The 26173-nt window shown below is 37.2% G+C and carries 28 protein-coding genes and 2 other annotated features; of the genes, 19 read left to right on the forward strand and 9 right to left on the reverse strand.

The genetic code is table 11. The features are described from left to right. The first annotated feature begins 85 nt into the window (after positions 1-85). From NST60_RS13360 to NST60_RS13370, 3 genes are all read left to right on the forward strand, one after another. Positions 86-2086 (forward strand): penicillin-binding transpeptidase domain-containing protein, encoded by a 2001-nt coding sequence (locus NST60_RS13360; RefSeq protein WP_341098950.1) that lies wholly within the window; start codon positions 86-88, stop codon positions 2084-2086. A 134-nt stretch (positions 2087-2220) separates the two neighbouring features. Further along, a complete protein-coding gene (locus NST60_RS13365; RefSeq protein ID WP_263479745.1) occupies positions 2221-2346 on the forward strand; it encodes a hypothetical protein in 126 nt (41 codons plus the stop codon). A 260-nt stretch (positions 2347-2606) separates the two neighbouring features. After that, a complete protein-coding gene (locus NST60_RS13370; RefSeq protein ID WP_101729833.1) occupies positions 2607-4022 on the forward strand; it encodes a SpoVR family protein in 1416 nt (471 codons plus the stop codon). A gap of 268 nt (positions 4023-4290) precedes the next feature. Here NST60_RS13370 and NST60_RS13375 read toward each other — a convergent pair whose 3' ends face one another. Both NST60_RS13375 and NST60_RS13380 read right to left on the reverse strand, forming a co-directional pair. Next, positions 4291-5433: an anti-sigma factor gene (locus tag NST60_RS13375; protein ID WP_341098954.1), complete on the reverse strand. Its 1143-nt coding sequence runs from the start codon at positions 5431-5433 to the stop codon at positions 4291-4293. After that, a complete protein-coding gene (locus tag NST60_RS13380) occupies positions 5426-5878 on the reverse strand; it encodes a sigma-70 family RNA polymerase sigma factor (protein WP_051994067.1) in 453 nt (150 codons plus the stop codon). Before NST60_RS13380 ends, NST60_RS13375 begins: the two co-directional genes overlap by 8 nt. Positions 5879-6029: 151 nt before the next feature. Here NST60_RS13380 and NST60_RS13385 point away from each other — a divergent pair, with 151 nt between their 5' ends. Both NST60_RS13385 and NST60_RS13390 read left to right on the forward strand, forming a co-directional pair. Continuing rightward, positions 6030-7145 carry an IS4 family transposase gene (locus NST60_RS13385; RefSeq protein ID WP_169187985.1) on the forward strand — a complete coding sequence of 372 codons (1116 nt, stop codon included), beginning with the start codon at positions 6030-6032 and terminating at the stop codon, positions 7143-7145. Positions 7146-7476: 331 nt separating this feature from the next. Next, positions 7477-8505: a homoserine dehydrogenase gene (locus NST60_RS13390; protein WP_407939871.1), complete on the forward strand. Its 1029-nt coding sequence runs from the start codon at positions 7477-7479 to the stop codon at positions 8503-8505. A 49-nt stretch (positions 8506-8554) separates the two neighbouring features. On the opposite strand, the gene NST60_RS13395 is transcribed toward NST60_RS13390, so the two are convergent. Then, the gene (locus NST60_RS13395) at positions 8555-8737 is read right to left on the reverse strand and encodes an aspartyl-phosphate phosphatase Spo0E family protein (protein ID WP_016205468.1); all 183 of its coding nucleotides are present in this window, start codon (positions 8735-8737) and stop codon (positions 8555-8557) included. A gap of 455 nt (positions 8738-9192) precedes the next feature. Here NST60_RS13395 and NST60_RS13400 point away from each other — a divergent pair, with 455 nt between their 5' ends. Continuing rightward, positions 9193-9921, forward strand: a complete 729-nt coding sequence (locus tag NST60_RS13400; RefSeq protein ID WP_016205467.1) for a YwaF family protein — start codon at positions 9193-9195, stop codon at positions 9919-9921. 245 nt (positions 9922-10166) lie between these two features. Here NST60_RS13400 and NST60_RS13405 read toward each other — a convergent pair whose 3' ends face one another. After that, positions 10167-11138, reverse strand: a complete 972-nt coding sequence (locus NST60_RS13405; RefSeq protein WP_016203383.1) for an exonuclease domain-containing protein — start codon at positions 11136-11138, stop codon at positions 10167-10169. A gap of 245 nt (positions 11139-11383) precedes the next feature. On the opposite strand from NST60_RS13405, the gene NST60_RS13410 reads away from it, so the two are divergent. Both NST60_RS13410 and NST60_RS13415 read left to right on the forward strand, forming a co-directional pair. Continuing rightward, on the forward strand, positions 11384-11827 hold the full coding sequence (locus NST60_RS13410; protein WP_016203382.1) for a C40 family peptidase: 444 nt from the start codon (positions 11384-11386) through the stop codon (positions 11825-11827). A 159-nt stretch (positions 11828-11986) separates the two neighbouring features. Then, positions 11987-12853 carry a DMT family transporter gene (locus tag NST60_RS13415; protein WP_169189373.1) on the forward strand — a complete coding sequence of 289 codons (867 nt, stop codon included), beginning with the start codon at positions 11987-11989 and terminating at the stop codon, positions 12851-12853. A 95-nt stretch (positions 12854-12948) separates the two neighbouring features. Here the strand turns inward: NST60_RS13415 and NST60_RS13420 are convergent, their stop codons facing one another. Next, positions 12949-13113 (reverse strand): hypothetical protein, encoded by a 165-nt coding sequence (locus NST60_RS13420; RefSeq protein ID WP_016203379.1) that lies wholly within the window; start codon positions 13111-13113, stop codon positions 12949-12951. A 137-nt stretch (positions 13114-13250) separates the two neighbouring features. Between NST60_RS13420 and NST60_RS13425 the strand changes: the two genes are divergently transcribed. Then, positions 13251-14300: an SDR family oxidoreductase gene (locus tag NST60_RS13425; RefSeq protein ID WP_407939845.1), complete on the forward strand. Its 1050-nt coding sequence runs from the start codon at positions 13251-13253 to the stop codon at positions 14298-14300. Between the two features lie 36 nt (positions 14301-14336). On the opposite strand, the gene tyrS is transcribed toward NST60_RS13425, so the two are convergent. After that, positions 14337-15581 carry a tyrosine--tRNA ligase gene (tyrS, locus tag NST60_RS13430; RefSeq protein ID WP_016203377.1) on the reverse strand — a complete coding sequence of 415 codons (1245 nt, stop codon included), beginning with the start codon at positions 15579-15581 and terminating at the stop codon, positions 14337-14339. A 162-nt stretch (positions 15582-15743) separates the two neighbouring features. Beyond that, positions 15744-15975 (reverse strand) — a binding site (T-box leader). Positions 15976-16267: 292 nt separating this feature from the next. Further along, positions 16268-16516, forward strand: a binding site (T-box leader). A gap of 48 nt (positions 16517-16564) precedes the next feature. Here tyrS and NST60_RS13435 point away from each other — a divergent pair. From NST60_RS13435 to NST60_RS13445, 3 genes are all read left to right on the forward strand, one after another. Next, on the forward strand, positions 16565-17563 hold the full coding sequence (locus NST60_RS13435; RefSeq protein ID WP_341098959.1) for a tryptophan--tRNA ligase: 999 nt from the start codon (positions 16565-16567) through the stop codon (positions 17561-17563). Between the two features lie 12 nt (positions 17564-17575). After that, a complete protein-coding gene (locus NST60_RS13440; protein ID WP_341098960.1) occupies positions 17576-17764 on the forward strand; it encodes a hypothetical protein in 189 nt (62 codons plus the stop codon). A 170-nt stretch (positions 17765-17934) separates the two neighbouring features. After that, on the forward strand, positions 17935-18483 hold the full coding sequence (locus NST60_RS13445; RefSeq protein ID WP_341098962.1) for a DUF3231 family protein: 549 nt from the start codon (positions 17935-17937) through the stop codon (positions 18481-18483). 158 nt (positions 18484-18641) lie between these two features. On the opposite strand, the gene NST60_RS13450 is transcribed toward NST60_RS13445, so the two are convergent. From NST60_RS13450 to NST60_RS13460, 3 genes are all read right to left on the reverse strand, one after another. Further along, positions 18642-18926, reverse strand: coding sequence for a hypothetical protein (locus NST60_RS13450; RefSeq protein ID WP_016203374.1), 285 nt, complete (start codon positions 18924-18926; stop codon positions 18642-18644). Positions 18927-19021: 95 nt separating this feature from the next. After that, the gene (locus NST60_RS13455; protein WP_224427348.1) at positions 19022-19321 is read right to left on the reverse strand and encodes an SHOCT-like domain-containing protein; all 300 of its coding nucleotides are present in this window, start codon (positions 19319-19321) and stop codon (positions 19022-19024) included. Positions 19322-19335: 14 nt separating this feature from the next. Continuing rightward, a complete protein-coding gene (locus tag NST60_RS13460; protein WP_224427347.1) occupies positions 19336-19722 on the reverse strand; it encodes a DUF2089 domain-containing protein in 387 nt (128 codons plus the stop codon). Between the two features lie 244 nt (positions 19723-19966). On the opposite strand from NST60_RS13460, the gene NST60_RS13465 reads away from it, so the two are divergent. From NST60_RS13465 to NST60_RS13495, 7 genes are all read left to right on the forward strand, one after another. After that, positions 19967-20353 (forward strand): DUF2500 domain-containing protein, encoded by a 387-nt coding sequence (locus NST60_RS13465; protein WP_016203371.1) that lies wholly within the window; start codon positions 19967-19969, stop codon positions 20351-20353. Continuing rightward, positions 20353-20817, forward strand: coding sequence for a GNAT family N-acetyltransferase (locus NST60_RS13470; protein ID WP_169189369.1), 465 nt, complete (start codon positions 20353-20355; stop codon positions 20815-20817). The genes NST60_RS13465 and NST60_RS13470 overlap by 1 nt, the downstream gene beginning before the upstream one ends. Before the next feature lie 393 nt (positions 20818-21210). Then, the gene (locus tag NST60_RS13475) at positions 21211-22146 is read left to right on the forward strand and encodes an ABC transporter ATP-binding protein (protein ID WP_411955772.1); all 936 of its coding nucleotides are present in this window, start codon (positions 21211-21213) and stop codon (positions 22144-22146) included. Then, positions 22121-22858 carry an ABC transporter permease gene (locus NST60_RS13480; RefSeq protein ID WP_212118025.1) on the forward strand — a complete coding sequence of 246 codons (738 nt, stop codon included), beginning with the start codon at positions 22121-22123 and terminating at the stop codon, positions 22856-22858. The genes NST60_RS13475 and NST60_RS13480 overlap by 26 nt, the downstream gene beginning before the upstream one ends. 7 nt (positions 22859-22865) lie before the next feature. Then, the gene (locus tag NST60_RS13485; RefSeq protein ID WP_016203367.1) at positions 22866-23999 is read left to right on the forward strand and encodes a sensor histidine kinase; all 1134 of its coding nucleotides are present in this window, start codon (positions 22866-22868) and stop codon (positions 23997-23999) included. Beyond that, entirely contained in the window at positions 23996-24598 is a 603-nt protein-coding gene (locus NST60_RS13490; RefSeq protein WP_016203366.1) for a response regulator transcription factor, read from the forward strand. The genes NST60_RS13485 and NST60_RS13490 overlap by 4 nt, the downstream gene beginning before the upstream one ends. Positions 24599-25418: 820 nt before the next feature. After that, the gene (locus tag NST60_RS13495; protein ID WP_341098969.1) at positions 25419-26165 is read left to right on the forward strand and encodes a Yip1 family protein; all 747 of its coding nucleotides are present in this window, start codon (positions 25419-25421) and stop codon (positions 26163-26165) included. Positions 26166-26173 lie beyond the last annotated feature (8 nt).

Consider the following 26173-nt stretch of genomic DNA (forward strand, 5'->3'; position numbering starts at 1 on the left):
AAAATTAAATTTTGTATATAATTCTTTATCCGTTTTGAGGAAAAAATGGTACGCTAGTAGTAGTAGATTAGAAGGGGAGATAGGAATGAAAAAGAGATGGATGCTTTTACTGATATTAATTTTGATAGCAGTGGTAACAGGATGCAATAAAAATGATCCTACCCCAGATGAACGGCTATCACAATATATAAAACTTTGGAATGATCAGAAATTCAAAGATATGTATGCCTTTCTTTCAACAGAAGCAAAAGAAAATATTTCGGAAGAAGACTTTGTTGCCAGATATGAAAAGATCTACAAAGACTTAAGTATTAAAGATTTAAAGATCACATATAAGAAACCAGCAGAAGACGAGAAGTTCAATAAAGTAGAAAAAGCAGAAATTCCATTTTCGGTTAAAATGAACAGCATGGCAGGAGAAATCAGCTTTGATAATCAGGCTGCACTGGTGAAAGAAGAGAGAGAGAAAGACGAGAATTGGTATATTAATTGGGATACTACTTATATTTTTTCGGAGTTAGGTCCTGACGACAAAATTTCTGTCAACACGATTCCAGCAGAACGAGGCAGTATTGTCGATAAAAATGAAAATCCGTTAGCAATGAATGGTGTAATTTATGAAATTGGACTTGTTCCAGAACAAATGGGAGATAATCCAGATGCCGTTGTTAATGAACTAGCAAAGCTTTTAGATATTAAAAAAGATACAGTAGAGAAAGCACTCAATGCAGATTGGGTACAACCAAGCTTTTTTGTTCCGATTAAAAAAGTAGCAACAGGAGATCGTGCTTATTTAGATAAACTTTTTGCATTACCTGGTGTGCAAAAGCAAGATACAAAAGGAAGAATTTATCCATTTGGCGAAAGTGCTGCACATTTAATTGGCTATATCGGCAACATCACTGCAGAGGAGCTCGAGAAAAATCAGGAGAAAGGCTATTCAAGCACAGATGTAATTGGAAAAAGAGGCTTGGAGCAAGTACTGGAAGAACGACTAAAAGGTTCGAATGGTGAACAAATTTCAATTAAAAAGACAGACGGCAGTACGGTTACTTTGGCGAAAAAAGAAGTACAAAATGGCGAAAATATAAAGTTGACAATAGACGCTGATTTACAAAAAGAAATATATGAAAAAATGGATGGAGAGGCAGGTACAGCAGCAGCTATTAATCCACAAACAGGAGAAACACTTGCGTTGGTTAGCAGCCCTGCATTTGATCCAAACAAGATGGTTGTTGGTCTGACAACGTCTGAGAAAGAAGCATACGATAATAATAAGCTAGATCCTTTTACCAATCGTTTTAAAAATAAATATGCACCTGGTTCTGTAATGAAGCCTCTTGTAGCAGCAGCTGCATTAACAGAGGGCGTGATTACTCCTGAACAGGAAAGGAAGATTACCACAAAGCAATGGCAAAAGGATAAATCATGGGGCGGTTATTTTGTTACAAGAGTGCATAGCAGCTCAGCTCCAGTAAATCTTGCAGATGCTTTGCTTTACAGTGATAATATTTACTTTGCGCAAACAGCGCTTGATTTAGGGAAAGAAAAATTTGCAAACGAGTTAAAGAAATTTGGATTTGAAGAGCCGTTTACTTATGCTTTTCCAATTGAAACATCCACATATGGCAAATTGGATACAGAAATTTTATTAGCAGACTCAGGCTATGGTCAAGGGCATGTAGAAATGAGTGTGATTCACCTTGCGACAGCATATACTCCGTTTGTTACAGGTGGAAATCTAATGACACCTACCCTATTAGATAGTGACGAGAAGGGGAAAGTTTGGAAAGAAAAAATCATGGACGAATCGGTTGCCAATACGATTTCAGATGACTTACAGCAAGTTATTGAAAATCCAAATGGTACAGCACGTGGCGGAAAAATAAGTGGCAAAACGTTCGCAGGAAAAACAGGAACAGCTGAATTAAAAGAAAAGCAAGGCGAAAAAGGAACAGAAAACGGCTGGTATGTCACTTATGATAAAGACAAAAAAGACTTCTTGATTGCAATGATGATGGAAGCCGTGCAAGACAAAGGCAGCTCCGGACACGTCGTGAAAAAAGTGAAAGAGATAATAGAATAAAGGAAGAAGGAGTGTTCCTAGTGAATGCTCCATTTTCTTTTGAAATGAAATCTGTGAAAAGCAAAGGAGTGTAAAACAGAAAATAGTGTTCATCAGGCGAATGAAAGCCGAAAAGCAGAGGAGGAAAGCGAAAAGTGGTGTTCATCAGGCGAATGAAAGCCAAAAATCAGAGAGGGCAAGCGAAAAGTGGTGTTCATCAGGTGAATGAAAGCCGAGGATCAGAGGGGGCAGGCGAAAAGTGGTGTTCATCAGGCGAATGAAAGCCAAAAATCAGAGGGGGCAAGCGAAAAGTGGTGTTCATCAGGTGAATGAAAGCCGAGGATCAGTCAAGAGTAAAGCGCTACTCTAGGAGATCTCCCAAAAGATTAAAATCCACAAAAAGAAGTATCTCTACTCATCCCAAAAACTCTACCTATCTTATAAATAAAAACCATCGATCTATCGCAATTTCTATCCAATTTACACATGATTCACTTTTTCCCTTCATACATTAGTTTAAACGGTGAAAGGAGAGAGCGGAATGAATGAGGTAGAACAAAAGGAATTAGAATATGCCATTGACGAAATTACCGAGATTGCTTCTGGATTTGGACTAGACTTTTATCCAATGAGATATGAAATTTGTCCTGCGGATATCATTTATACATTCGGTGCATACGGAATGCCTACTCGATTTTCCCATTGGAGTTTTGGAAAACAGTTTCATAAAATGAAACTACATTATGATTTAGGATTGTCAAAAATATATGAATTAGTTATAAACTCAAACCCGTGCTATGCATTTTTGCTTGATAGTAACTCGTTAATCAATAATAAACTGATCGTTGCCCATGTTCTGGCACACTGTGACTTCTTTAAAAATAATGTGCGGTTTCAAAATACGAAACGTGAAATGGTCGAAAGCATGGCAGCAACAGCCGATCGAATTCGCCAATACGAAATCAAATATGGAAAGCATGAAGTGGAAACGTTTTTGGATGCTGTATTAGCCATTGATGAACATATTGATCCAAGCTTGATGAGACCTAAATTGGCATGGTCGATGGATGATGTAGAGTTTGTGGAGGAAGAAGAACCAACCAGTACTCCTTATGATGAATTATGGGGATTGGATGACCGAAATAAACCAAAAAAGCAAAAGAAAAAGGTAGCGAAGAAATTCCCGCCACAGCCTGAGAAAGATTTATTACTTTTTATCGAAAACTTTAGTAGAGAGCTCACGGACTGGCAAAGGGATGTTTTAACGATGATGCGAGAGGAAATGCTTTATTTCTGGCCTCAATTAGAAACAAAGATCATGAATGAAGGCTGGGCATCCTACTGGCATCAGCGAATTGTCAGGGAATTAGACTTAACAAGTGCAGAAGCGATTGAATTTGCGAAGCTAAATGCAGGGGTTGTACAGCCGTCTAAAACGGGCATAAACCCCTATTATCTAGGATTAAAGATATTTGAAGATATTGAGGAACGCTATAATAATCCAACTGAGGAAATGAAGAAACGCGGAGTTAAGCAAGGTTCAGGACGGGAAAAGATGTTTGAGGTTCGCGAAATAGAATCAGATATTTCTTTTCTAAGAAACTATTTAACAAAAGATCTCGTGATGAGAGAAGACATGTATCTTTTCCAAAAGCAAGGCAGAGATTATAAAATTGTCGATAAAGCATGGGAGCAGGTACGTGATCAATTAGTAAGCATGAGGGTTAACGGTGGATTCCCATATATTACAGTCAATGATGGTGATTATAATAAAAATGGTGAGCTATACTTAAAGCATGGTTATGAAGGAATTGAATTAGACTTGAAATATTTAGAAAAAGTACTTCCGTATATTCATCAATTATGGGGGAGAGGCGTGCATATTGAAACAGTGGTAGAAGATAAACAGCTTGTTTATAGCTATGACGGAAAAGCGCTGCACCGAAAATATTTATAAGAAGAACAGACCTACAGGGACATATTGCGCTGTAGGTCATTTTTTTGTTTTGGCTGTTTTCTAAAAGATTGTTGTTTTTTCAATAGGAAAAAAGAATTAATAGGAAAATTGGAGCAGCCGGAATACACGAAGACGCCACGGGGATTAGCGAGACAGTCTGAGACCCCGGAGGCGAAAGCTGAGGAGGCTCAGCGCGAGCCACACGGAAAGCGAAGTGTATTCCGGCTGCGGGTAATAGCAACAAACTATACGAAAACAGCCTGTGCTTTTATCTATTCCAATTCCAAAAACTTATTTCATCAATGCGAATGTCGTTTATCCAGCTTTCCTTTTTCAACTTTAATATTTCCTCTGTGGGACCTGTAATGACAATTCCATAGTGATAAACCCCATGCTTTTCCAGATACTCTAATCGCTTGTCTAAGTCTAAATGACCGAAATGAAACTTTTCTGCCTTTTTTTCATAGGGCTCTAAAAATTTTAGTGTTTTTAGAAATTGTTGATGTAGAATCTTGGAATCTCCTTCTGTATACTCAGGTGAAGAAGCGGAGCTGGATTCCACTGAGAACCAAAAATTTCCTTCCTCTTCTACGGAATCCGTGATCATATCATCATCATGCCATATTGGTGTACTAGGAAATCCAATGGCTTCGAATCCATATTCCTCTTTAGCTTCTACTCCTGTATCTACTGCAAACCAGATAATATCTAAATTTCTATCTTTAAAATGATCAAAGACTTCATTAGTAGATAATAATTCAGAAAAGGACAGATAAACAGACGAGACAGTACCACTCTTTACTTTTTCAAGTCTGTTCCATTCTGATGGAGAGGTTTCTTTTGATAAAAAAGAAAAAGAAGGTTGTTGCTGTGGTATAATTCCCTCTGTTTCCTTTTCTGGAAAACTCATCATCGAAAATAAAAAATTTGTTTTATATTCTCCTACTTTAAAGATTTCATCTCCAACCCGTTTTTCTATATCTGTTGTTGCTTCCAGTCCAAAGTAAGGTTTTGTATTTGTGCTGGTTCCACTAAACTGACCGTATGGATCTGTTACAGTTAATGTTAAATCAATGATGTTTCGGTATACATCCGTTCTATCTGGAGTGCCCCAGGAGTAATAAACAGCAGTTAAAATGGAAGAAATAATGGTGAAAGTAATTATTAGTCCTAAGGCAGTAAATGCTGTTTGAAATCTGGCTTTCCATTTTCCCTTTCTTAAAATTTTCTTTTGTTTTTTTTGATCCATCATCGGAGTTACAGCTTGTTCTTGATTTCCCATTTCAGCTTCCTCAAAAACTTGTAAATATTGTTCGACTTTTTCTAAATCCCTTTCCATTTCTTCCGCTTCCACTTCCGAAAGTTCTCCTCGTTTAAAGGCCTCTAATTTTTTTTTGTATTCCTCACTCATGGAATTCTTTCCTCCTCTGTCTTATAATCTGTCTTCCCCGGAACAGTAGTACTTTAAAGTAGGTAGGACTAACGTTCATGACCGCTGCGGCTTCTTCTGTTGTTAGTTCATGAAAATCAGCTAATAATACAGCCATCTTTTGTTTCTCAGGTAATATTTTTAGAATGTCTATAACCCTTTGGATATCTTCTTTTAGTACGATTGTCTCCTCTATTCTCTGTGCGTTATCCATCTTTCTTTGAAAGAAATCATCCTCTTTGATTACTAGTCGCTTATTTTTTCGAAACTGATCGATAAATACATGATAAGCAACAGTAAAAAGCCAAGCCTTCACATTTTTTCCTTGAAAATTTTCTAGATAGAGATGTGCCCTAAAAAATGTTTCTTGAACTAAATCTTCTGCAGAATGATGATTATGGCAGAGTGAAAGGAGAAAATAATATATATCATTAAAATCACTAGTGTTGCATTAATTTAAATTCACTATTAAAAATACTCAAAATGTTCAATATTATTATTTTGCGCAAAGAAAAAGTCCTTTATAATGGATTAGTCAGGTGGTAACCCGTCCAAATCCACTAAAAAAGGACCATCACATGGACAAGATTACACGAAAAACTTCATTTGGACAATGGTTTTCACCTATAAATCTTCAATTATTTGAAGAAAACGTGAAAACGATGAAATTAGATTACTATACGAAAAAATTAACGACAGAGTCATTTCTAAAATTACTACTTTTTGCGCAGCTACAAGAAATTGAAAGTCTGCATGCGCTGGGTGATTGTCTTTTCGATGACCAGCTTCAAAAAGGGATAGACCTTGATTCTATTAGTATTTCTCAGTTGTCACGGCGGTTAAACGGCATAAACCCTGATCTATTTCAAAGGCTTTTCCTTGATTTAGTGTCACAAATTCATGCCAAAACGCATTACACGAAACTCGTGATGCCGTTAAAAATCATTGATTCAAGCACATTGCCACTTAATTTGACCAATCATAAATGGGCTAAATTCCGCAAAACAAAAGCAGGTGTAAAGTTACATTTGCGCCTTGTGTTTATGGAAAAGGGTATATCCTATCCTGAAAAGGCCGTTATGACAACGGCAAAAGAACATGACCGTGGTCAGCTTGAAATCATGGTGGATGACAAGGAATGCATGTATGTGTTTGACCGTGGTTATCTAGACTACGAGCGCTTTGATCGCATGACTGATGATGGCTACTTCTTTCTTTCACGGCTACGCAAAAATGCAGTCATACGGAACGTTTACGATTTTAAGCTACCCAAGGATACAGCTGTTTTATCAGACCAAATGGTGTTGATAGGTACGACTCAAAACCGTGCTGAAAATTACTTTCGGCTTCTAAAAGTGATGGACTCAAAAGGAAATGAACTTCATTTAATTACAAATCGTTTTGATTTAAGCGCCGAAGAAATTTCAGAAATGTATAAATCACGGTGGGCAATTGAGCTGTTTTTTAAATGGATCAAACAACATCTCAGCATCAAAAAGTTCTACGGTCAAAGCGAATGGGCGATTCAAAATCAAGTATTTATCGCACTAATTGTTTTTTGCCTACATGTTCTCGTGCAAATCGAGACCAGAAGCAAGCGAAAAACCTTACAGATTAGCCGTTATCTAAGGGCTGCATTGTGGAAACCAGCGAATGTTTGGCTTCGAAAGATTGAAGGAAAAGCCATCCCTTAAATATGCAAATTGTCGTCGTTGCAAAAGTCTAATTGTAAATAAATTTCCAAATGGATGGGGCCACCTTTGATTGGGTATTTACTTTTTTGCCTCTAAACAGGGAAGGTGAGTAAACTGAAAATTATGACACTATTTATGCAACACTAGTGCATTAAAATAAGTTTGATAAATAGTATCGATAGAATCCTTCATCTTCGCCCCCTATTATGTATAACACGGTGATGCAAACGAAAAGTTACAGTAAATTTACTGACATCAAAAATTTTAATCCAAAATAAAGGAAATAGTTACAAAAAGACAGAAATCTATAGCAAGAAAAGCAAAGAAAGGAATAATAAAGGCGATGAAGCAAAGAAAAATAGTTATTACTGGATATGGCACAGTTGCTAAAGAATTTGTCGAATTATTATATCGTAAAAAAGAAGCGTTCATAGAACAATATCATACAGAATATACAGTAATCGGAGTGGTTGGCTCAATTGGGATGATTTATGACCCAGAAGGATTAGATCTATCTATATTGCACGGGCTCCCCACAGGATCAATTGGAATTTCGCAATATGCTAGCATGAAAGATTTAGTGCTTGAATCTCCATCAATGAAAGGGGATATTCTCGTAGAATGTACACCAACGAATCTAGAAACAGGAGAACCCGCCCTTTCTTATATAAAACAAGCGCTTGAGGCGAATATGGATATTGTTTCTGTCAGCAAAGGGGCACTTGTTCATTCCTTGCCTGAATTACTGGCAATTGCAAAGGCAAAAGGGCGGTATATCAAGTATAGTGGAGCTACAGCAGCAGCGTTACCTACATTAGATATTGGTGAATTTAGTTTGGCAGGCAGCACTATTCAATCGATAAAAGGGATTTTAAACGGGACATCTAATTTCATTCTGACAAGTATGTCAGAGGGGAATCTAACTTTTGAAAAAGCATTGCAGCTAGCACAAGAAAATGGAATTGCGGAGAAGAATCCCGATTTAGATATTAAAGGATTGGACAGTGCATGCAAAATACTGCTACTAGCAAATGGCTTATTTCATACTAATCTAACATTAGAAGATATTGTGGTAGATGGCATAGAAAAGGTCACAAAAGCGGATATGCAACGCGCTAAAATAAATGGGTGTGAGTGGAAGCTGATTGCATCAGCAAAAAAGCAAAGAGATAGGTTGGTTTTACAAGTAAAACCAGAAATCATTCCTCCTGAAAATCCGCTAATTCATGTAAAGGGAACAAATAAAGGAATTTTGTTTGAAACGGAAGAGATGGGAACCATTTGCTGTGTTGGCGGTGCGTCTCATCCGAAGGGCGCAGCAGCGGCAGCAATGAAAGATATTATTAATCTTATTCGCTAATTAGTAATCGGTTTAGATGAGGATTCGCAGAGGATTTATGTATAGTATTCTATTTTTGAGCCATTTTTTTCTGATACATGACAATATATGTGTCTAGCTGTTCACTTATTTGAATGGTATTGGGATCATTTAAGCCTTTTTCAATCCCATATTTAAGCAATTGGGTCTTTAGTAAATCGATAGTGTCTAGTAGTTCACATGCATTTTCAATATTAATGCGAGAAAGTACCATTTTTGACGCTCCTAATTTTGATAGATTGCTTTCCTATTTTACCAAATTGAATTGGAAATATTAAGTGCTTTTTCTAAGGAATTTACAAAAAAGTGTATGGATGACTTGTTTCTTTAAGAGGAATGCAACCTAACAAAGTTTTCTAAACAGGAGCCTGGAGGATACGCTGCTTTTTTAGTTGGAAAAGCAGCGTATCCTCCAGATTATTTTTCCGAAGCAATGTTAAATAAATATTCAAGGTAGGATTCTAATTCGAATTTATCTTTGTCAATAAAATCAGTCATTGCAGTATTTGTTTGTAGTTTCATCATGATCCTCTCCTTTAAAAATGCTTTTTCTTTTTCAGTAGTATTTGTCTATAATATTCCCAAACTATTAAACTTTTATACATAGTTTCTAAAAAAATTTGGGAAAAATAATTTTTTCGGAAAATACCAGAAAGGAGAATGGTGTAAATGAAGGGATGGTACGGGCATCTTGATAATGATTTCCCCTTTGAATTATTTTCTGTATCCCATCTAGTTATGATAGGCATTCTTATTACAGGGGGTGTGTTACTTGCTGTTTTTCGGAATGACATCGAAAATCGAAGTGGTATTGTTCGATTTGTCTTTTTCCTATTACTACTAGGTTTAGAGGCGATGTATCATTATTGGATGTATAAGGATCGGTTATGGAATGCTACTTTTATGCTGCCGTTCCATCTTTGTTCCATTAGTTTAGTTCTTTGCTTGCTGCTACTAATTACTAAATGGGAGCTTGTTTTTCAAGTAGTTTATTTTATTGGAATTATAGGCGCATTAATGGCTATTGTCACACCAGAATTGTTTTTTGGTTATCCCCATTTCCGTTATTTTCACTTTTTTGTTACGCACATTCTTATTATATGGACATGTCTTTACTTTGTGCTTGTCCACCAATATAAACCGACAAAAAAAGGATTGTTTCTGTCATTCGCCTTTCTAAATAGTTGTGCTGGACTGGCGTGGATGGTCAATAAATATACAGGTGGTAATTATATGTTTTTAGCCTCTAAGCCAGCAAATGGTTCCCTTTTCGATTATTTGGGACCATATCCGTATTATGTGTTTGTTCTTGAGGTAGTCGCACTTTTATTGTTTTTAGCTTTGCTAATTCCATTTCGATGGAAAAGGGGACAGCAGAGGAGAAAAGGAGCCTTATAAAAAGACTGCTTCATTAGAATATAGTGAAGCAGTCTTCTTTAACGGGAAAATGAATTCAATTCTTTTTTTAAGGCTGTTTTCTAAAGGATTGTTGTTTTTTTAATCGAAAAAAAGAATTAGTTGGAAAAATGGAGCAGCCGGAATACACGAAGACTTCTGTGGGAGGCTCAGCACGAGCCCGACGGAAAGCGAAGTGTATTCCGGGTGCGGGTAGTAGCAACAAACTTTACGAAAAACAGCCTTTTTTAATGATTTACTCGCTCTTTATTCAATAACGCTAAAAATTGTTGTTCATTGATAATTTCAATTGCCTTTCCTTTTGCTTGTAAATCGTATGCTTTTTTCTCTTTTGAACTTATGCCTTCTGATCCGACAAGCTTTTGGTCTTGTACGCCGACAACCAAATAATCGGTTTTGCTGCTGACGCCACTTTTGATGACTCCACCTAAGTCGACAACTTGCTGCATGGCTTCTTTTCGTTCAAGTGATTGTAGATCGCCAGTGAAAACAAGGTTTTTTTCATAAAGTGGGTGGTTCTCATCAAAAGAATCAGTTGTTGGCGTAATTTCTGAAATGGAAACTGATGAGAATTTTTTGACTGGCTTTCTTTTAGAAAAAGTAGTAGCTCTGCCAAAAGTAGTTTGTGGTTTTAGTTCAGAAAATTGTTTAATAGGAAGAGTTGGATAAGAAGCACAATAGGTACTTAACGAATCCTTTTTTCTCGACTGAATGCAAGCAATGACAAGCTCTGCACATGCTCGCGCATCCGAACCTGCGTGATGATGTTCTTCCATTGAAATACCAAAATAAGATGTTCGCTCCTTCAATGATTGGCCCACCTTCGCCCCTCTAGTTGCGCGATTACTAATGGGAATGCTACAAATATAAGAAAAATCAGGCATATCGAATTGATATTTTTCCAGACAGCAATAGAGAACACTCATATCAAACTGAGCATTGTGGGCAATGATGGTATGAGAAGAAATAGCTTCTTTTATCCATTCCCAAACCTCCGGAAAACTTTTCGCTTCCTCAACATCTTTTTCGGTTATTCCATGAATCGCTGTAAACTTTGGATCAAATAATAGACTTGGAGGTTTAATTAAAAAATATTCCTCTTTAATAATAGAATTATTTTCTACATAAGCTAGTCCTATTGAGCAGGCACTTGCCATATCCGCATTCGCTATTTCAAAATCGATAGCAATAAAATCCACGGCTTACACGCTCCCTCTTTTTTTCTATTAGTATATCATGTTCTATCTTTTCATCAGAGAAATTAGGTCAGATGGAGAAAGAAGATAATGGTATTAGAGGAATATTATTCTTATATAGTATTGTAATAGAATTGTAATCCAATTTCTATAAAGATGTAACCTAATTATCTGAATAATATGAGAAGATAGATTTGTTGATAGAAGGAAGCCTTGGGAACATAATCTTACGTAAATGAGGTCACTGGATGAAAAAGGTTATTGTCTTGTCACTCCTGTCATTTGGATTGTTTTTTTCTGGCATATTTGGTACCAATGAAGCAAGTGCCGCTTCAAAAAAATCGGTTGTTACCGTTGCGAAGAATTATATAGGTACTCCTTATAAATATGGAGGAACCACTCCGAAAGGATTTGACTGCTCCGGATTTGTTGGTTATAGCTATAAAAAAGTTGGCAAATCTCTGCCAAGAACAGCCGCGAGTATGTATACAAAAGGGAAAAAAGTAAAGAAATCTGAATTGAAAAAAGGAGATTTAATCTTCTTTGAAACATATAAAAAAGGTGCATCCCATGTTGGTATATACATAGGAAGTAATCAGTTTATTCATAGCTCCTCTTCAAAAGGAGTAAAAGTGGACAAGCTATCCAACTCTTATTGGAAAACAAAATATTATGGTGCAAAAAGAATTTAACCCTTTCTTTAGAAGGGGTTTTTTGTGTTTGCTGAGAAATTTGATTTTGAAAAAGGATCAAATTGGTAATCTATCATATTTATTAAAATGAAAAATTTCTATATGATAGGAGAATAAGTAAAAAAACTAGCAACTTGATTTCAGTTTTGGAGGAATAGCATGAGCGCAGCAATGAAATTTGCATTATCAATGGCTATATTTGGTTCGATTGGCTATTTTTCTGCTAAAACGAATTTGCCAGCTATCGAACTGGTATTTATTCGATGTATTTGTGCGTGTGTCGTATTAAGTATTGTCTATTTATTTTCACAGCGGAAAAAGGAAGCGATTGAGAGAAAAGAAATTGGCTACAGTGTGCTGTGTGGCGTGTTTCTCGTTGTGAACTGGGTCTTCTTCTTCCGTTCATTTGAGCATATGTCAGTGACTGTTGCGGTTTCCATTTATCATTTGGCGCCAGTTCTTGTCGTTTTATTGGGGAGCTTTCTTTATCGGGAAAAAGTCAGTTTGAAAGTATTGCTAACAGTTATTATTTGTTTTATTGGAACGTTATTGGTTGGTGGAATTCAAGATTATTTGTCTTTTGATGATCTTATTTCAGCTGGATTGCCATGGGCATTTGGGGCTTCCTTATTTTATGCGTTGACGACATTGACAGGGAAGAAAATTGCAAAGTTAAATCCGATTTTAACAACGATTATTCAAACAAGTGTTGGGATTATTATGCTATTGCCACTGGTCAGATGGGATTATTTTAACCATTTAACAGGAGAAAACTGGTTTTATATTTTATTGACAGGAATTATACATACTGGATTTGTTTATTATTTGTTTTTTAGCAGCTTGCCAAAGCTATCTTCTGGGACAATCGCTGTTCTTGTGTTTATAGATCCTGCAGTTGCAATCTTTATGGACATCGTATTAACAGCATATCGCCCTGATTTTCTGCAAATTATCGGTATTTTGCTTATATTTTGGGGGCAAACTCACGCTGCGCTTAAGCGGAAAATGAGTGAATCAGGGAACTAGCGAGTAAGATAAAAAGAGCCTGATAACAGGGGCATCGCCTTCTAACCATCAGTGGGGAAGAGGAAAAACCCGCACTGATGGAAGTTTTCTTTATCTCATACTTTTGGATAATGTAACTCATAAATTGGCTTTTTATAATAGGGTGGTTTTACCGTTGTTTTTGGCATCGACCATTTGTGGTTGATATATGTCATATGAACAGGTTCGCTAGAATGTTTTTGCAGCAATAATTTTAATTTTGGATGAAATTCATACCTCATAATAAGACCCTCCTCCATTTTCTTCTTTTTAGCGTATTCACTCCCATCAAAAAGAGAGTTAGTCCATGGAAGATAAGTAGGCACAAAATAGGCAGAACCACATAGGATAATTTACTACTATTAATGGAGGGATTAGTATGTCCTTTTATCCGCATGATCCGAGAGATCCAATGTTTCAAGTGCCACAAGCTTATTATGAATTAGTAGAGCCCAGAAATCACCAATCTGAAAAGTACATCGAGCTAAAAGAAGTGCAGGCGTTATTTGAAGCAAATAAGCAGACAGATCCGTATCCGCTTTATCCGAATTATGGAAAAGTGACAAAGTATGAGGAAATTCCGATTAATTTTCCTGAAAATAGACAGCTCCGTCAGCCAGGATTAGAAAGTTATATGGTTCCAAAACCAATTATTGAAAATGACCACTACATAGGAAGTGGAAAGCTGAAAGGGAAAGTAGCCTTAATAACAGGGGGAGATAGTGGTATTGGTGCAGCAGTTGCGATTGCTTTTGCGAAAGAAGGAGCTGATGTAGCAATCGCCTATTTAGATGAGCATGAGGATGCCAATCGGACAAAAAACAGGGTCGAAGAATTAGGGCAACATTGTCTATTGCTGCCAGGTGATTTGCGCAAGAAAAAACAGTGTATCGATATTGTGGAGAAAACGGTAAAGACATTTGGAAAACTAGATATTCTTTGTAACCATGTCGGTATACAATTTCAACAGGCGAAATTAACGGATATTACCGATGAACAATTTGATGATACATTTAAGGTTAATATTTACTCCCATTTTTACACAACAAGAGCGGCCCTTCCCCATTTAAAGCCGGGAAGTAGCATTATTAATACAGCTTCCGTCGTTGCTTACGCAGGGGAACCGCTGCTCATTGATTATGTTGCCACAAAAGCAGCAAATGTTGGTTTCACAAGATCCCTCGCCAGAAGTGTTGTCAAAGAAGGAATTCGTGTGAATGCAGTAGCGCCAGGACGCACATGGACACCATTAATTCCAGCGAGCTTCTCCTCTGATCAAGTAGCAATCTTTGGTTCTGCTAATCCAATGCAAAGAGCAGCACAGCCATTCGAATTGGCACCGACCTTTGTATATTTAGCTTCTGATGATTCCCGGTTTGTAACAGGGCAAGTTCTTCACGTAAATGGAGGCGAGACAGTAAGTTCATAAAAGGAAATGGGCTAGCAGCTAGCCCATTTTCAGTGATTAGCCAAGCAGTTTTACAAACTTTCTTTTCCCTACTTGAATAATTAATTCCTTGTTGATCGTAACTTCAAGATCTACTTCTTCGATTTTCTCTCCATCGATGCGAACACCGCCGTTTTGAATCATCCTTTTTGCTTCACTTTTTGAGGGTAATAGATTAACGTCTACTAGCAGCTGGACAAGTGATTCAGGATTGTTGCCAGTCCACTGGACGGTTGGAATATCCTCAGGTAAAGCTCCTTTTTGAAAAATAGTAATGAATTGCTGTTCCGCTTTTTCTGCCGCTTCTTTGCTATGGTACATACGGACGATTGTTCTTGCTAGCAGCATTTTAGCATCTCTAGGATGAAGAGACCCAGCATGCAAATCCTTTTTAATTTGGGCAATTTCAGCAGGTTCTAAGTCTGTAATAAGCTCAAAGTATTTGCTCATTAATGGATCAGGGATGGACATTGCTTTTCCGTACATTTCATTTGGGCTTTCGTCAATGCCAATATAGTTATGCTTTGACTTAGACATTTTTTCAACACCGTCTAATCCCTCTAACAGGGGCATTAATATCGCAATTTGCTTTTCTTTTCCAAACTTTTCTTGGTAGTGACGTCCCATGAGAATATTAAAATGCTGATCTGTACCGCCAAGTTCAATATCTGCCTCTAATATCACGGAATCATAGCCTTGCATCAGTGGGTAGAAGAATTCATGCAAGGAAATCGATTTTCCATATGCTAACCGCTCTTCAAAATCATCCCGTTCTAGCAAGCGGGCAACGGTTATTTTTCCAGCAAGTTGAATGACATCTTCAAAGGAAAGGGAAGAGAGCCATTTAGAGTTGTAATGAAGCTCGACCTTTTCCATGTCCAGTACTTTGCCGAATTGCTCAAAATAAGTTTTCGCATTCTCCTTCACTTCTTCATCTGTCAGCTGTTTTCTAGCAGAAGATTTTCCAGTTGGATCACCAATTTTGCCGGTGAAATCACCGATGATTAATTGAATCGTATGCCCGTTTTCTTGGAATTGGCGCAGTTTATTCAGTACAACTGTATGGCCGAGATGAACATCTGGAGCAGATGGATCAAGGCCGAGCTTTACTTTTAACGGGGTATTTGTCACAAGTGACTTAGCGATTTTTTCTGCTAGTTCTTCCGTCGGAATAATATCTTGCACGCCTTGACGATAAACATCAAGTTGCCTCTTCATTTCTTTTTCTTGGTCTGTAGTTAACTGTTCAATAAATGGACTCATCTTTCTTTCTCCTTTCGTTGAATTGGTTTGTAAGAAAGGCGCAAGCTCCTTGTTCACCACCTAGCAACCTGGGAGGTGACCTGAAGTTTGCTAGGTGGTAGGCGCTGGAGCTAGACACCAAATTGACTTTAGAAAAACTGTAAAAAAAAACCACGCCCCTAAACAAGGGACGTGGTTGCTTTTAAGCACGTGGTACCACCCTAATTGAAGAATATATAGCTATTCAACACTCATTATGGGTAACGGCTCATCCGTTCTCTGCTAATCGAGTAAACTCTTTCACAAAGAATGCTCCTGGAGGTAATTCGCCCCTATTTTTGTGTCAATTTGCACCAACCATTGACTCTCTAATAACAGGGAAATAGGCACTACTGATTCCAATCAAAGCATATATATTTAAAAGGTATAATTAGTAAAATTTTTCGTTAGCGCTAACTTGTAAAAGATACTAACAGATAAAGTTCAGAAAAACAAGAGGATAATTTATTTTCTTTTGAAAATATTTTTTGTAACATAATCCTCATTTTTAAATAAATGGCGATACTTTCAACGTTTTTAAGTCATTCAGTGGCTTCGCTGCCATCTGGATTTTTTTAGGTTCTTATTCATAATATCCTTCTAAAAGATAAGAATATGTAAGCATCTCTTGACCTTTTTAATCTTATAATTTACTATATATGTAATATTAATGAGCGATGAGGAAGAAGAGTAAGCAGTTAAGAGGTTTCAGAGAGCTGATGGGTGGTGCGAATCAGTACGGATTGATTGCTGAATGGGCTTCTGAGCTACAAGGCTGAACCCACTAGTAGGCTGCGCGGAACGTCTTACCGTTAAAAAAGACAAAGTATCGGAACAGCTATGTTTCTGTACGGATTAAGTGCGTTTATGTGAAATAAACGAATGAAGGTGGCACCACGGGGTTACTCGTCCTTTTTATAGGATGAGTGGCCCTTTTTGTGTTTTATAAAAGGGAGGATAAGCAGATGGGAAAAATAGTTTTAACTGGTATTAAACCAACTGGACAAATACATTTAGGAAACTATATAGGGGCAATTAAACCTGCTTTGCAACTAGCGGAAAACAGTGATTATCAGGCAGCTTATTTTATTGCAGATTATCATGGTTTAACGAAAATTCACGATCGCGAAGAGTTTCGAACGTTAACCTATGGGGTGGCAGCAACATGGTTAGCTCTTGGGTTAGATCCGGAAAAAGTAATCCTTTATCGGCAGTCCGACGTACCGGAAATCTTTGAATTGAATTGGATATTAGCTTGTTTTTCTCCAAAAGGGTTGATGAATCGCGCACATGCTTATAAAGGAATCGTCGACAGCAATAAACAAGCAGGAAAAGAGGTTGATGATGGCGTAAACATGGGACTGTTTACGTACCCAATCCTCATGGCAGCCGATATTCTTGCTTTTCAAGCCAATATGGTACCTGTAGGAAAAGATCAAATCCAGCATGTTGAAATTGCGCGAGATATTGCCGACAGCTTTAATCATCATTATGGGGAAACTTTTGTGCTACCGGAATATATAGTGGATGAAGAAACTAGTATCTTGCCAGGCTTGGATGGTCGAAAAATGAGCAAAAGTTATCATAATACAATTCCTCTTTTTGAAGAGCCAGTAAAGTTACAAAAGCTTATTAATAAAATCAAAACCGATTCTCTCCCACCAGAAGCACCAAAAGAGACGGAGACGTCTATCTTGTTTACTTTGTATAAGGAATTTGCAAGTGCTGAAGAAGTAGAGCAAATGCGCCAAAGATACGAAAATGGAGTCGGATGGGGAGAAGTGAAAAAGGAATTGTTCCAAGTCATGAATCGATTCTTAGAAGAACCACGCAAGAAATACAAGGAGTTAATGGATAATCCTGAAAAAATAGATGAGCTTCTCCGAAAAGGAGCGGAAAAAGCAAGAGCTCGAACACTGCCATTTTTACAAGAAGTAAGAAAGCAAATTGGGGTGTCGCGTTAAGGAGAAGGAAAGTTGGAGATGGAGAGAGTCGCAAGTAAAAATGGTGGAGTCGCAAGTAAAAGGGTGAGAGTCGCAAGTAAAAGGGTGGGAGTCGCAAGTAAGCGGGTGAAAGTCGCAAGTAAGCGGGTGAAAGTCGCAAGTAAAAGTGCGAAAGTCGCAAGTAAAAGAATAAAAGCCACAAGTAAAGCGCCAAAACTATAAATAAAATCAACAGAGTCAACAGCTATTAGCCTTAACATCTAAAAATGTGCTCCATCAGGTGCGAAAAAAGATATCCTTTTTACGTATCGATTGCTCTAAATAGTTTTATCTTGAATAAACTTCCATTTAATTGTAAACATTATAGGTAAAAACACGAAGAGGTGTACATCATGGCACATAAAATGGAAGCATTTCTCGACTATATTAAGACGAGATTTGACTCTGAACCGAAGCCGCTACTTCATATTGGAGAGGCGATGGGTTGCTGGACATATCAAGCTGCAATAGCGGATGAAATTCCTGTACTTGAAATGGCTCTTAATACAACAACAGACAATGTTTTAATTAAATTGATTAATGAAGCAAGAGAATTAGAAACAGAACAGCGAAACAACCTAGAGGAATTCATGATAAATGAAGGCGTGCCTCTTTCCAGCTCTGCTGAATCTAAACCAAAATCTGATCCAAATGCCATTCCTTTAGGGGCGAAATCTACCGATATGGAAATAGCAAACTTACTAGCTGCCAAAGTAACAGGCAATATTGTTATGTGTTCCACAAATATCACGCAAAGTGTTCGTAGCGACGTTGGCTTAATGTGGATTCGTTTCCATACAGAAAAAAGTATTTATGGGATGGAGCTTAAAACGAGAATGAGGGAACATGGATGGATTAAAATGCCGCCAAGTTTCTATCCACCTGGCGCACCGCATGAGTAATTCACAAATATTTCGACCTGTGCTATAGTAAGAAAAGAGCACCTTCCCTTAAACAAACGAGTGTAGGAAAGGTGTTTTAGCTAAAAACAAATAAAGGTTTCACACAAATCTAGTGTTGCGAGCACTAGATTTTTTCTTTTTAAGGAGAAGTGCACATTTCATGTGATCGTCACCTTTACATAAGTTCCGTCTTTTAGGCAAATATCAACAAGTGGCTCAGACAGAGAAGTGTATTTAAGCTCTTTACTCAACATTTTTAATAAAAATTTTATATCACTAGCGTTCCTATAGATGGCCACGGCTGTTTGCTCCTTCGTTCGGTTGTGAATAAATTTCCATAACCGTTTTGAAAAGGCGAAATTAATAAAAGTACTTAACAGAAAAGTAGGGAGAATGATGTAATAACGTTTATGTTTTTCTGTCTGGACAGTTACCTTTACCATAGTTTCACTCCACTATTCCACATACACATTGATGCTGTCACCGTTCGCTAATTTGGCATTAACAATTTCGCCGACTAATTCGCTATCAATGGCAGTTAATAATAATTCCACATCGATATTTTCCGTATAGGTTTGGCTTGGGGGATTTTTGCCGCGATACCTATTCCGGTTTGAAGCAGTACTTTTACTAGTCTAATTGGAACATTAACGTTAATATTATCATTTGTTTCCGATTGGATTCGTACTTTAAGTAGGCGATTTAGATAAGGGCTATCTTCAAGCAAGGTTTTCTTTTCCGTTTTTTCCTCCATTGAATCGATAAGTGTCGTTGCTTGATCAGATGTTAGTTTTCCGTTTTCAACCATTGTTAAAATTCGTTTCAATTCATCATTCATGTTTCATATCCTCCTTAAATGTTCTTCATTAATTGGATGGCTTCCTCTGCTGTTATTTCATTATTTTCTAGCTTTTCTAGAATATCCGCTCTTCTTTCCGTACTAATTTTACTTGGTTGTCTCTCTGTTTCTTCCCCTTCGCCTGTCATAATCCGAATAATATCATCCAGCTTTCCTCGAACAGTTGGATAAGAAATACCAAGTTTTTTTTCTACTTCTTTAATGCTTCCTCGTGAAAGGATAAATGTTTCAATAAAATGCATTTGCTCATCTGAAAAAGAATGCCATTTGGAAAGATGAAAGCGATTTTCAATCGTTGTATGGCAATGACTACATTCTAGCTTTGTTACATGGAGTTCGTGATGACAGACAGGACAATCATTAATAACTGGATAATTCATATTAATGCCTACCTCCTTTCTATGTTAGATTAATAAATTATATTAAAAAGTCAATTTAATAGTTGAAAAAATAAATAAATTAGATTTTAAATATAAGATTATTTAATTTTACATTTAAATTTATTGAAATAACAAAGAATGTAGAAAATCAACAGCTACAAGTTGAAACTTTTTCCTAAATGGGAGCGTAATAAAGGCTATATGGAAATCAAGGCGAAAATACTTTTAGAAGGGAACAATTTATATGGAAGATTTTTATACAGGTGGGGATGATATCATGTTCACGATTGGACCGATTTTCATCTTTGTGGTATTTGTTATTATTATTGGTCTTTTTATTTTTGCTATCATCAGTTCAATTATGAAATGGAATAAAAACAATCAGCAGCCACTACTTTCTACACCCGCTAAAGTGGTTACGAAAAGAACGAGTGTACATGGTGGTGGGGAAAGTAGCTCGTATAGCAACTATTATATAACCTTTGAATTTCCCAGTGGAGATCGCACCGAATTTCAACTAAAAGGAGAAGAATATGGCATGCTGGTAGAAGGAGACAGCGGGGAACTGCAATTTCAAGGAACGAGATATTTGGGGTTCACTCGAAATAAACACATAGAGGAGAATAGGTAATGGACTTTTCTATACAAAAGATGACAGAGCAAGCAACGAGGGAAATTCTTAGCTGGACTTATCCCGCTCCTTACGATTTATATAATAGTGAAGTGACAGAGGAATCGTTGCAAGAGTTCGCAGAAAATCCCTATTATGCAATTGAACATAATGGAGAGTTAGTGGGATTCTATTGCACAGGCTATGCTGCCCAGGTTCCGATCGGCTACCTTTTTCAAGCATACCCAGAAGGATACCTTGATATTGGTTTAGGCATGCGCCCTGATTTAACCGGACAAGGTCAGGGAACCAGCTTTATGCAATGTATCCTCGATTCTATAGAGACGGAACATCCTTTGCGTCTCACCGTTGCAACTTTTAATAATCGAGCCATCGCTTTATATGAAAAGTTTGGTTTTCGCAGAATCTCTGCATTTAAGAATGCTAATGATGTAGAATTTTTCATAATGACAACAGAAGAATAAGATAAAAAATGTTCTGGTGATTAGCCAGAACATTTCAGACTGTAGTCAAACTTCTGAATAGTATATTTATTAGTCCCTTTGAATAGGGATGTTGCTTTCCGCTCCAGGGGTTCGCTTTCCGTGGGGCTCGCGCTTAGCCGCGGTCTGCCTTTGGCCTGCAGGGTCTAAGCTGTCTCGCTAATCCCACAGGAGTCTCACCCCTTCCACTCCAAGCAACGCATGAAAATTCAATGTAAGTTTCTAAAAATTTTTTTGTCCCACTTTTAACTGGTAGTAAGACCCCCATCGAGAGAAGTTTTCTTAAAAAAAATGACATTTGTCATCCGAGATTCCTGACATCTGCGACTAATCAGTTCTCCTGCTGCTAGCTAAAATAAAGATAGAAGCTTGGAGGTGGAGAAATTGCAAACGATTGTAGAGTTAAGGAACGTAACGAAAGAATTTCAGCAGAAGAAAGCAGTAAAGGACGTTTCTTTTTCGATTAAACAAGGGGAAATGGTAGCGATCTTAGGAGCGAATGGAGCAGGGAAAACGACGACGATGCGGATGCTGCTAGGCTTAATGAAGCCTACACGAGGAACTGTCTCCCTTTTTCAAAAGAATCCAAGACAAAAGGAAGTGTTAGAAAAGATTGGTGGAATGCTTCAAGAAGTCAGTGTAATGGATAGTTTAAAGGTAAGAGAGCTGATTCAATTAATTCAAAGCTATTATCAAAATCCCATTGAATTGACTACCTTGTTGGAACTAACAGGACTTCAAGAAGAAGACTGGAATCAACGGACAGAAAAGCTCTCCGGTGGCCAAAAAAGACGACTAAACTTTGCGCTGGCACTAGCAGGTAATCCTGATTTGCTGTTTTTGGATGAGCCAACCGTTGGCATGGATGTAACATCAAGAGAACAGTTTTGGAAAAAAATGAAGGAACTAAACAGGCAAGGAAAAACAATCCTTTTTACAACCCATTACTTGCAAGAGGCAGATGAAGTAGCGGGGAGAATAATCATGATAAATAAAGGTGAGGTTGTAGGCGACGGTACGCCAGCACATCTAAAGGAAAAGCTAACAAAGCCAAGAGTTATGTTCCAAGAACGAACCCCTTATACATTAGATTTCTATCAGAATTTTCCCTTTGTTGAGGATGTGCAGAAAGAGAAGGATAAAGTAACAATTGTTGCTAAAAACTCGGATCAACTCTTAAAAGAAATCTTTGATAGGCAACTAAATATCTACCATATTGAAGTAAAGCTAGGTCGATTAGAAGAGGTTTTTTCACAGCTATTGGGAGAGAAGAAGGAGGTAGGCAATGAAATCTTTTTGGATGCAAAGTAAAGTAGAAATCATACGAATGCTTCGAAACAAATATTATATTTTTTGGTCCTTGCTTGTTCCCGTCCTTTTCTATTTTTTATTTACAAATATTTTCACAGCACCTCGAGATGATGAGGCATTATGGAATCTTCATTATTTAATGTCGATGACGACCTTTAGTATTATGGGTTCTAGTATTATGACCTTAGGAATTAAAATCGTGCAGGAAAAAGCAGAAGGCTGGACAATTTATTTACAAATTACTCCACTATCCCAATTCGTTTATTATGGTGCAAAAATGATAGCACAAACAGTGATTCATCTATTTTCCATCCTTGTTATCTTTACCGCTGGGATCCTCATTAATAATGTTAGCCTAACTTTTTCTCAGTGGATGCTTTGTGGTCTTTGGATATTATTTGGATCACTGCCGTTTTTGGCGCTTGGAACAATTATTGGTACCATTAAAAAAGTAGAAACTGCTTCAGGAATTAGTAATCTTATCTATATGACTATGGCCATAACAGGGGGAATGTGGATGCCAATCGAGGTATTTCCATCCTTCATGCAGCAAGTGGCAAAATGGGTTCCTTCCTATCATTTTGCAAACGGAGCATGGGAAATAATTAGGAACCAGTCCCCCTCTTTTTTTAATTATCTGATGATTATCGGGTACCTCCTTCTATTTATGGTATTATCAACTTATATTGGAAAAAAACGAGAGGCGGTGTAGGAGAAAGATGGATACCAAGAAGAGGTTCGAGCTTTTTCCGAGAAGATATGGCTTTTTTCCTTATATCTTTTTAGTATATGTACTCCTTCCGATTATGCAGGTGATGAAGGAAGAGGGGATTAAGCAAATAGTCGGATTTCTTCTTGTACTTGTATTTCTTCTGTCATACCGACAATTATACAGCAGTATAGAAGAGAATCGATTTAATTATTGGCTTGTTATTCAAATTTTGCTTGTCATGATTTTTAGTATCTTTTATGATCCTAATCTATTATTTATGGGGTATTTCCCTGCAAATTTCATCGGATATTATTCTGGGAAAAAATATTTCTATTATTTTTACAGTCTGTTTGTCCTCTCTTTACTAATCCCAATTGGAATCAGTTGGAAGGATATCAACCCTAATTCCCTGATCTTTTTGATTCCCTTCTTTCTTATTATGCTGATTTCTCCTTTTGGAATCCGCTCCATGAATCGTCGTATGGATTTAGAAAGGCAGTTGGATTTAGCGAATGAACAAATTAGTTATTTAGTTAAAAAAGAAGAACGCATGAGAATTGCCCGCGATTTGCATGATACGCTCGGCCACACTTTATCGCTCCTGACATTAAAGAGCCAGCTCGTTGGAAAAATGGTCTATCCCCAACCAGAAAGCGCAATTAAAGAAGCGAAAGAAATGGAAGGAATTTCTAGGGCAGCTTTAAAACAAGTTCGTGAGCTAGTGTCTGACATGCGGGCAATTACTATTCGAGAAGCAATAATAGAGGTGCAAACAACTTTGGAAGCAGCAGGGATTAATACAGAAATTACAATCGACATGAAAGATAGCGAAGTGCCGCTTTTATCACAGAATATTATTAGTCTTTGTTTAAAAGAAGCTGTTACCAATATTGTTAAGCACAGTGCTGCAACAACCAGCAAAGTAGCAATTCAACAACATATAGGGACAATTGAACTTATTGTTCAGGATAATGGAAAAGGCTTGGAAGAGGGACGGAATGAGGGAAATGGACTATTGGGAATGCAAGAAAGACTGGAGCTAGTAGACGGAAAATGGAGAATTTCATCCAGTAATGGAACAACCCTTCACATCGTTGTTCCAATCATTCGAAAGGAAAGACGAAAGGAGGAAATATGGTGATTCGAATTATCATCTCAGAAGACCAACGCATGCTTAGAGGAGCTTTAGGAACACTGCTTAACTTTGAAGAAGATTTAGAAGTCGTCGGCCAAGCAGAAAATGGTGAACAAGCATTAACCCTTATTAAAGAGCATAACCCAGATGTTTGCTTATTAGATATTGAAATGCCGATAAAAAGCGGCCTTGATGTCGCAGAGGAATTGAAGAAGCTGAAATCTCCTTGTAAAGTTGTTATTTTAACCACATTTGCACGACCAGGATATTTTGAAAGAGCCCTAAACGCGAATGTCCATGGCTATTTATTAAAAGATGGTCCAAGTGAAGAATTAGCGGAAGCAATTCGAAATATTATGAATGGAAAAAGAGAATTCGCTTCTGAATTAATTTTTGGCAGTATCGGAAAAGAAAACCCATTATCAAAGCGGGAAAGAGAAATATTAATACTAATTGAAAAAGGGAAGTCAGTAAAGGAGATTGCTGCAACACTTTTTTTATCATCTGGAACAATTCGCAATTACATCTCCGAAGCAATCAGCAAATTAGAAGCAAAAAATCGAATGGAAGCCATTGCGAAAGCGAAGCGGAATGGTTGGTTGTAAAGGTACCTCGCTTCGCTCCCCATTAACCTTGTTTCTCACTGCGAATAAAGGTTAAATGCCATCTTGTATAAAGTAAGGCAAATGCATAATAAATTCCTGAATACCATAAGTGCCATCCGCTATAAGTAAGGAATTCGAAGTAAAGCAGGAGATACTCCAAAAGAACAGAGTAAACGAGCCAAGCGCAAAAATAGGGGATATAGCTTTTGAAGTGCTGGGGCATAAAATTCAAATAAATTATTCCATGAGTGGCACCAAGTGTTAGTTCAATAAAATGAACAGAAAGCTGTACTCCTTTTGGTCCTAACTCATACATATGGAAGACAAAACTTAAGATGAGGTCCGAGCTTAAATTAATTAAAGCGACCACAAACCATGTTACATATATTTCTACTTTTGTCAGGCGCTTTGGCATGAACAAAAGGATGATTAGAGTCAAAAGGAGATAAAGATAAGGAAACCACATCATATATTTCACTCCCGAAAAGATACATAACATAAGTATGACCCACTTGTTATGATTTTAACCGAGAATGCAAATGAAATAGGAATCATCTATTTACTAAAAGCATATAAAACAATAATTGATTTTATCCCAGTCTTAACGGACAGTAAGATTCCCCCTCAAGCTTATGAGAATATGAAGAAGAAAGGTGGGAAATCGACAAGGTCCGATTGGCTCAACTAACTAAAGGTGGGGGATGAAGGAACCCCCCACTGGAAGTTTCACTTTATATCACCTGCTTATTTTTCAAGTTTTTAACAATTCATTTCCTTATTTTGATAGAATGTTAGTAACTATCCTTTGGGAGGAACAAATATGGTAGATAGTCAGAATATCCGTAGGGGAATACAATATGCCTTAATAAAACTAGCAGGAGCAGGTTTTGCGGCATCAATCTTTTTTTCCTATCTTTTTCTATCAAGTTTTGATTTATATTTATTTTCTCATGAAATTAAAAATCCATTCTTTTGGATAGGTTTTTTTGGTTTTGGGATTCTTCTTTCGATGTTGATTGACTGGATAGTTAAATATTTTCCAAAGCTAGAGGTATGTTTGTATATTTTAGCTGGCCTTTGTCTTTTTCTGCCGATAGTTTGGAATGTTTTCCCTCTATTTGCGGCAACTTCTGGTTTAATTAGCGCGTTATTATTTTACATAGGGATTAAAATCGCAGCAAAAGTAAGCTGGTTTAAATGGACATTTGCTATTACACCGATTTTCTTCCTCTTGCTAACAATTCCTGATTTCACTGTAAAAAAGGAATGGAATACCATAAGAGGCGAACAATCCTATGAAGCATATTTTGCTTATTTTAATGGGGAGGAAGAGGTTCCGATTAAAGCCAAAAAAGGGGAAAATGTTACCGTCCATATTGATTTTACCAATCGTAATGGTGGTGGCTTTGGCTACTACTTAATAGACGAAAAAAACCGTAGAATTGGTTTAAGTAATGAAGAGAAGACCATTTTAACCTTTGAAGCTAAAAAAACAGAAACTTATAAGCTCATTGTTACCGGAGATGGATTGCAGGGCGGTTTTGAGGTGAAATGGGAGAAAGAGTGATGTAAGTG

Origin of the sequence: Niallia sp. FSL W8-1348 (assembly GCF_038006745.1) — a bacterium.
Classification (GTDB): Bacteria; Bacillota; Bacilli; order Bacillales; family Cytobacillaceae; genus Niallia; species Niallia alba.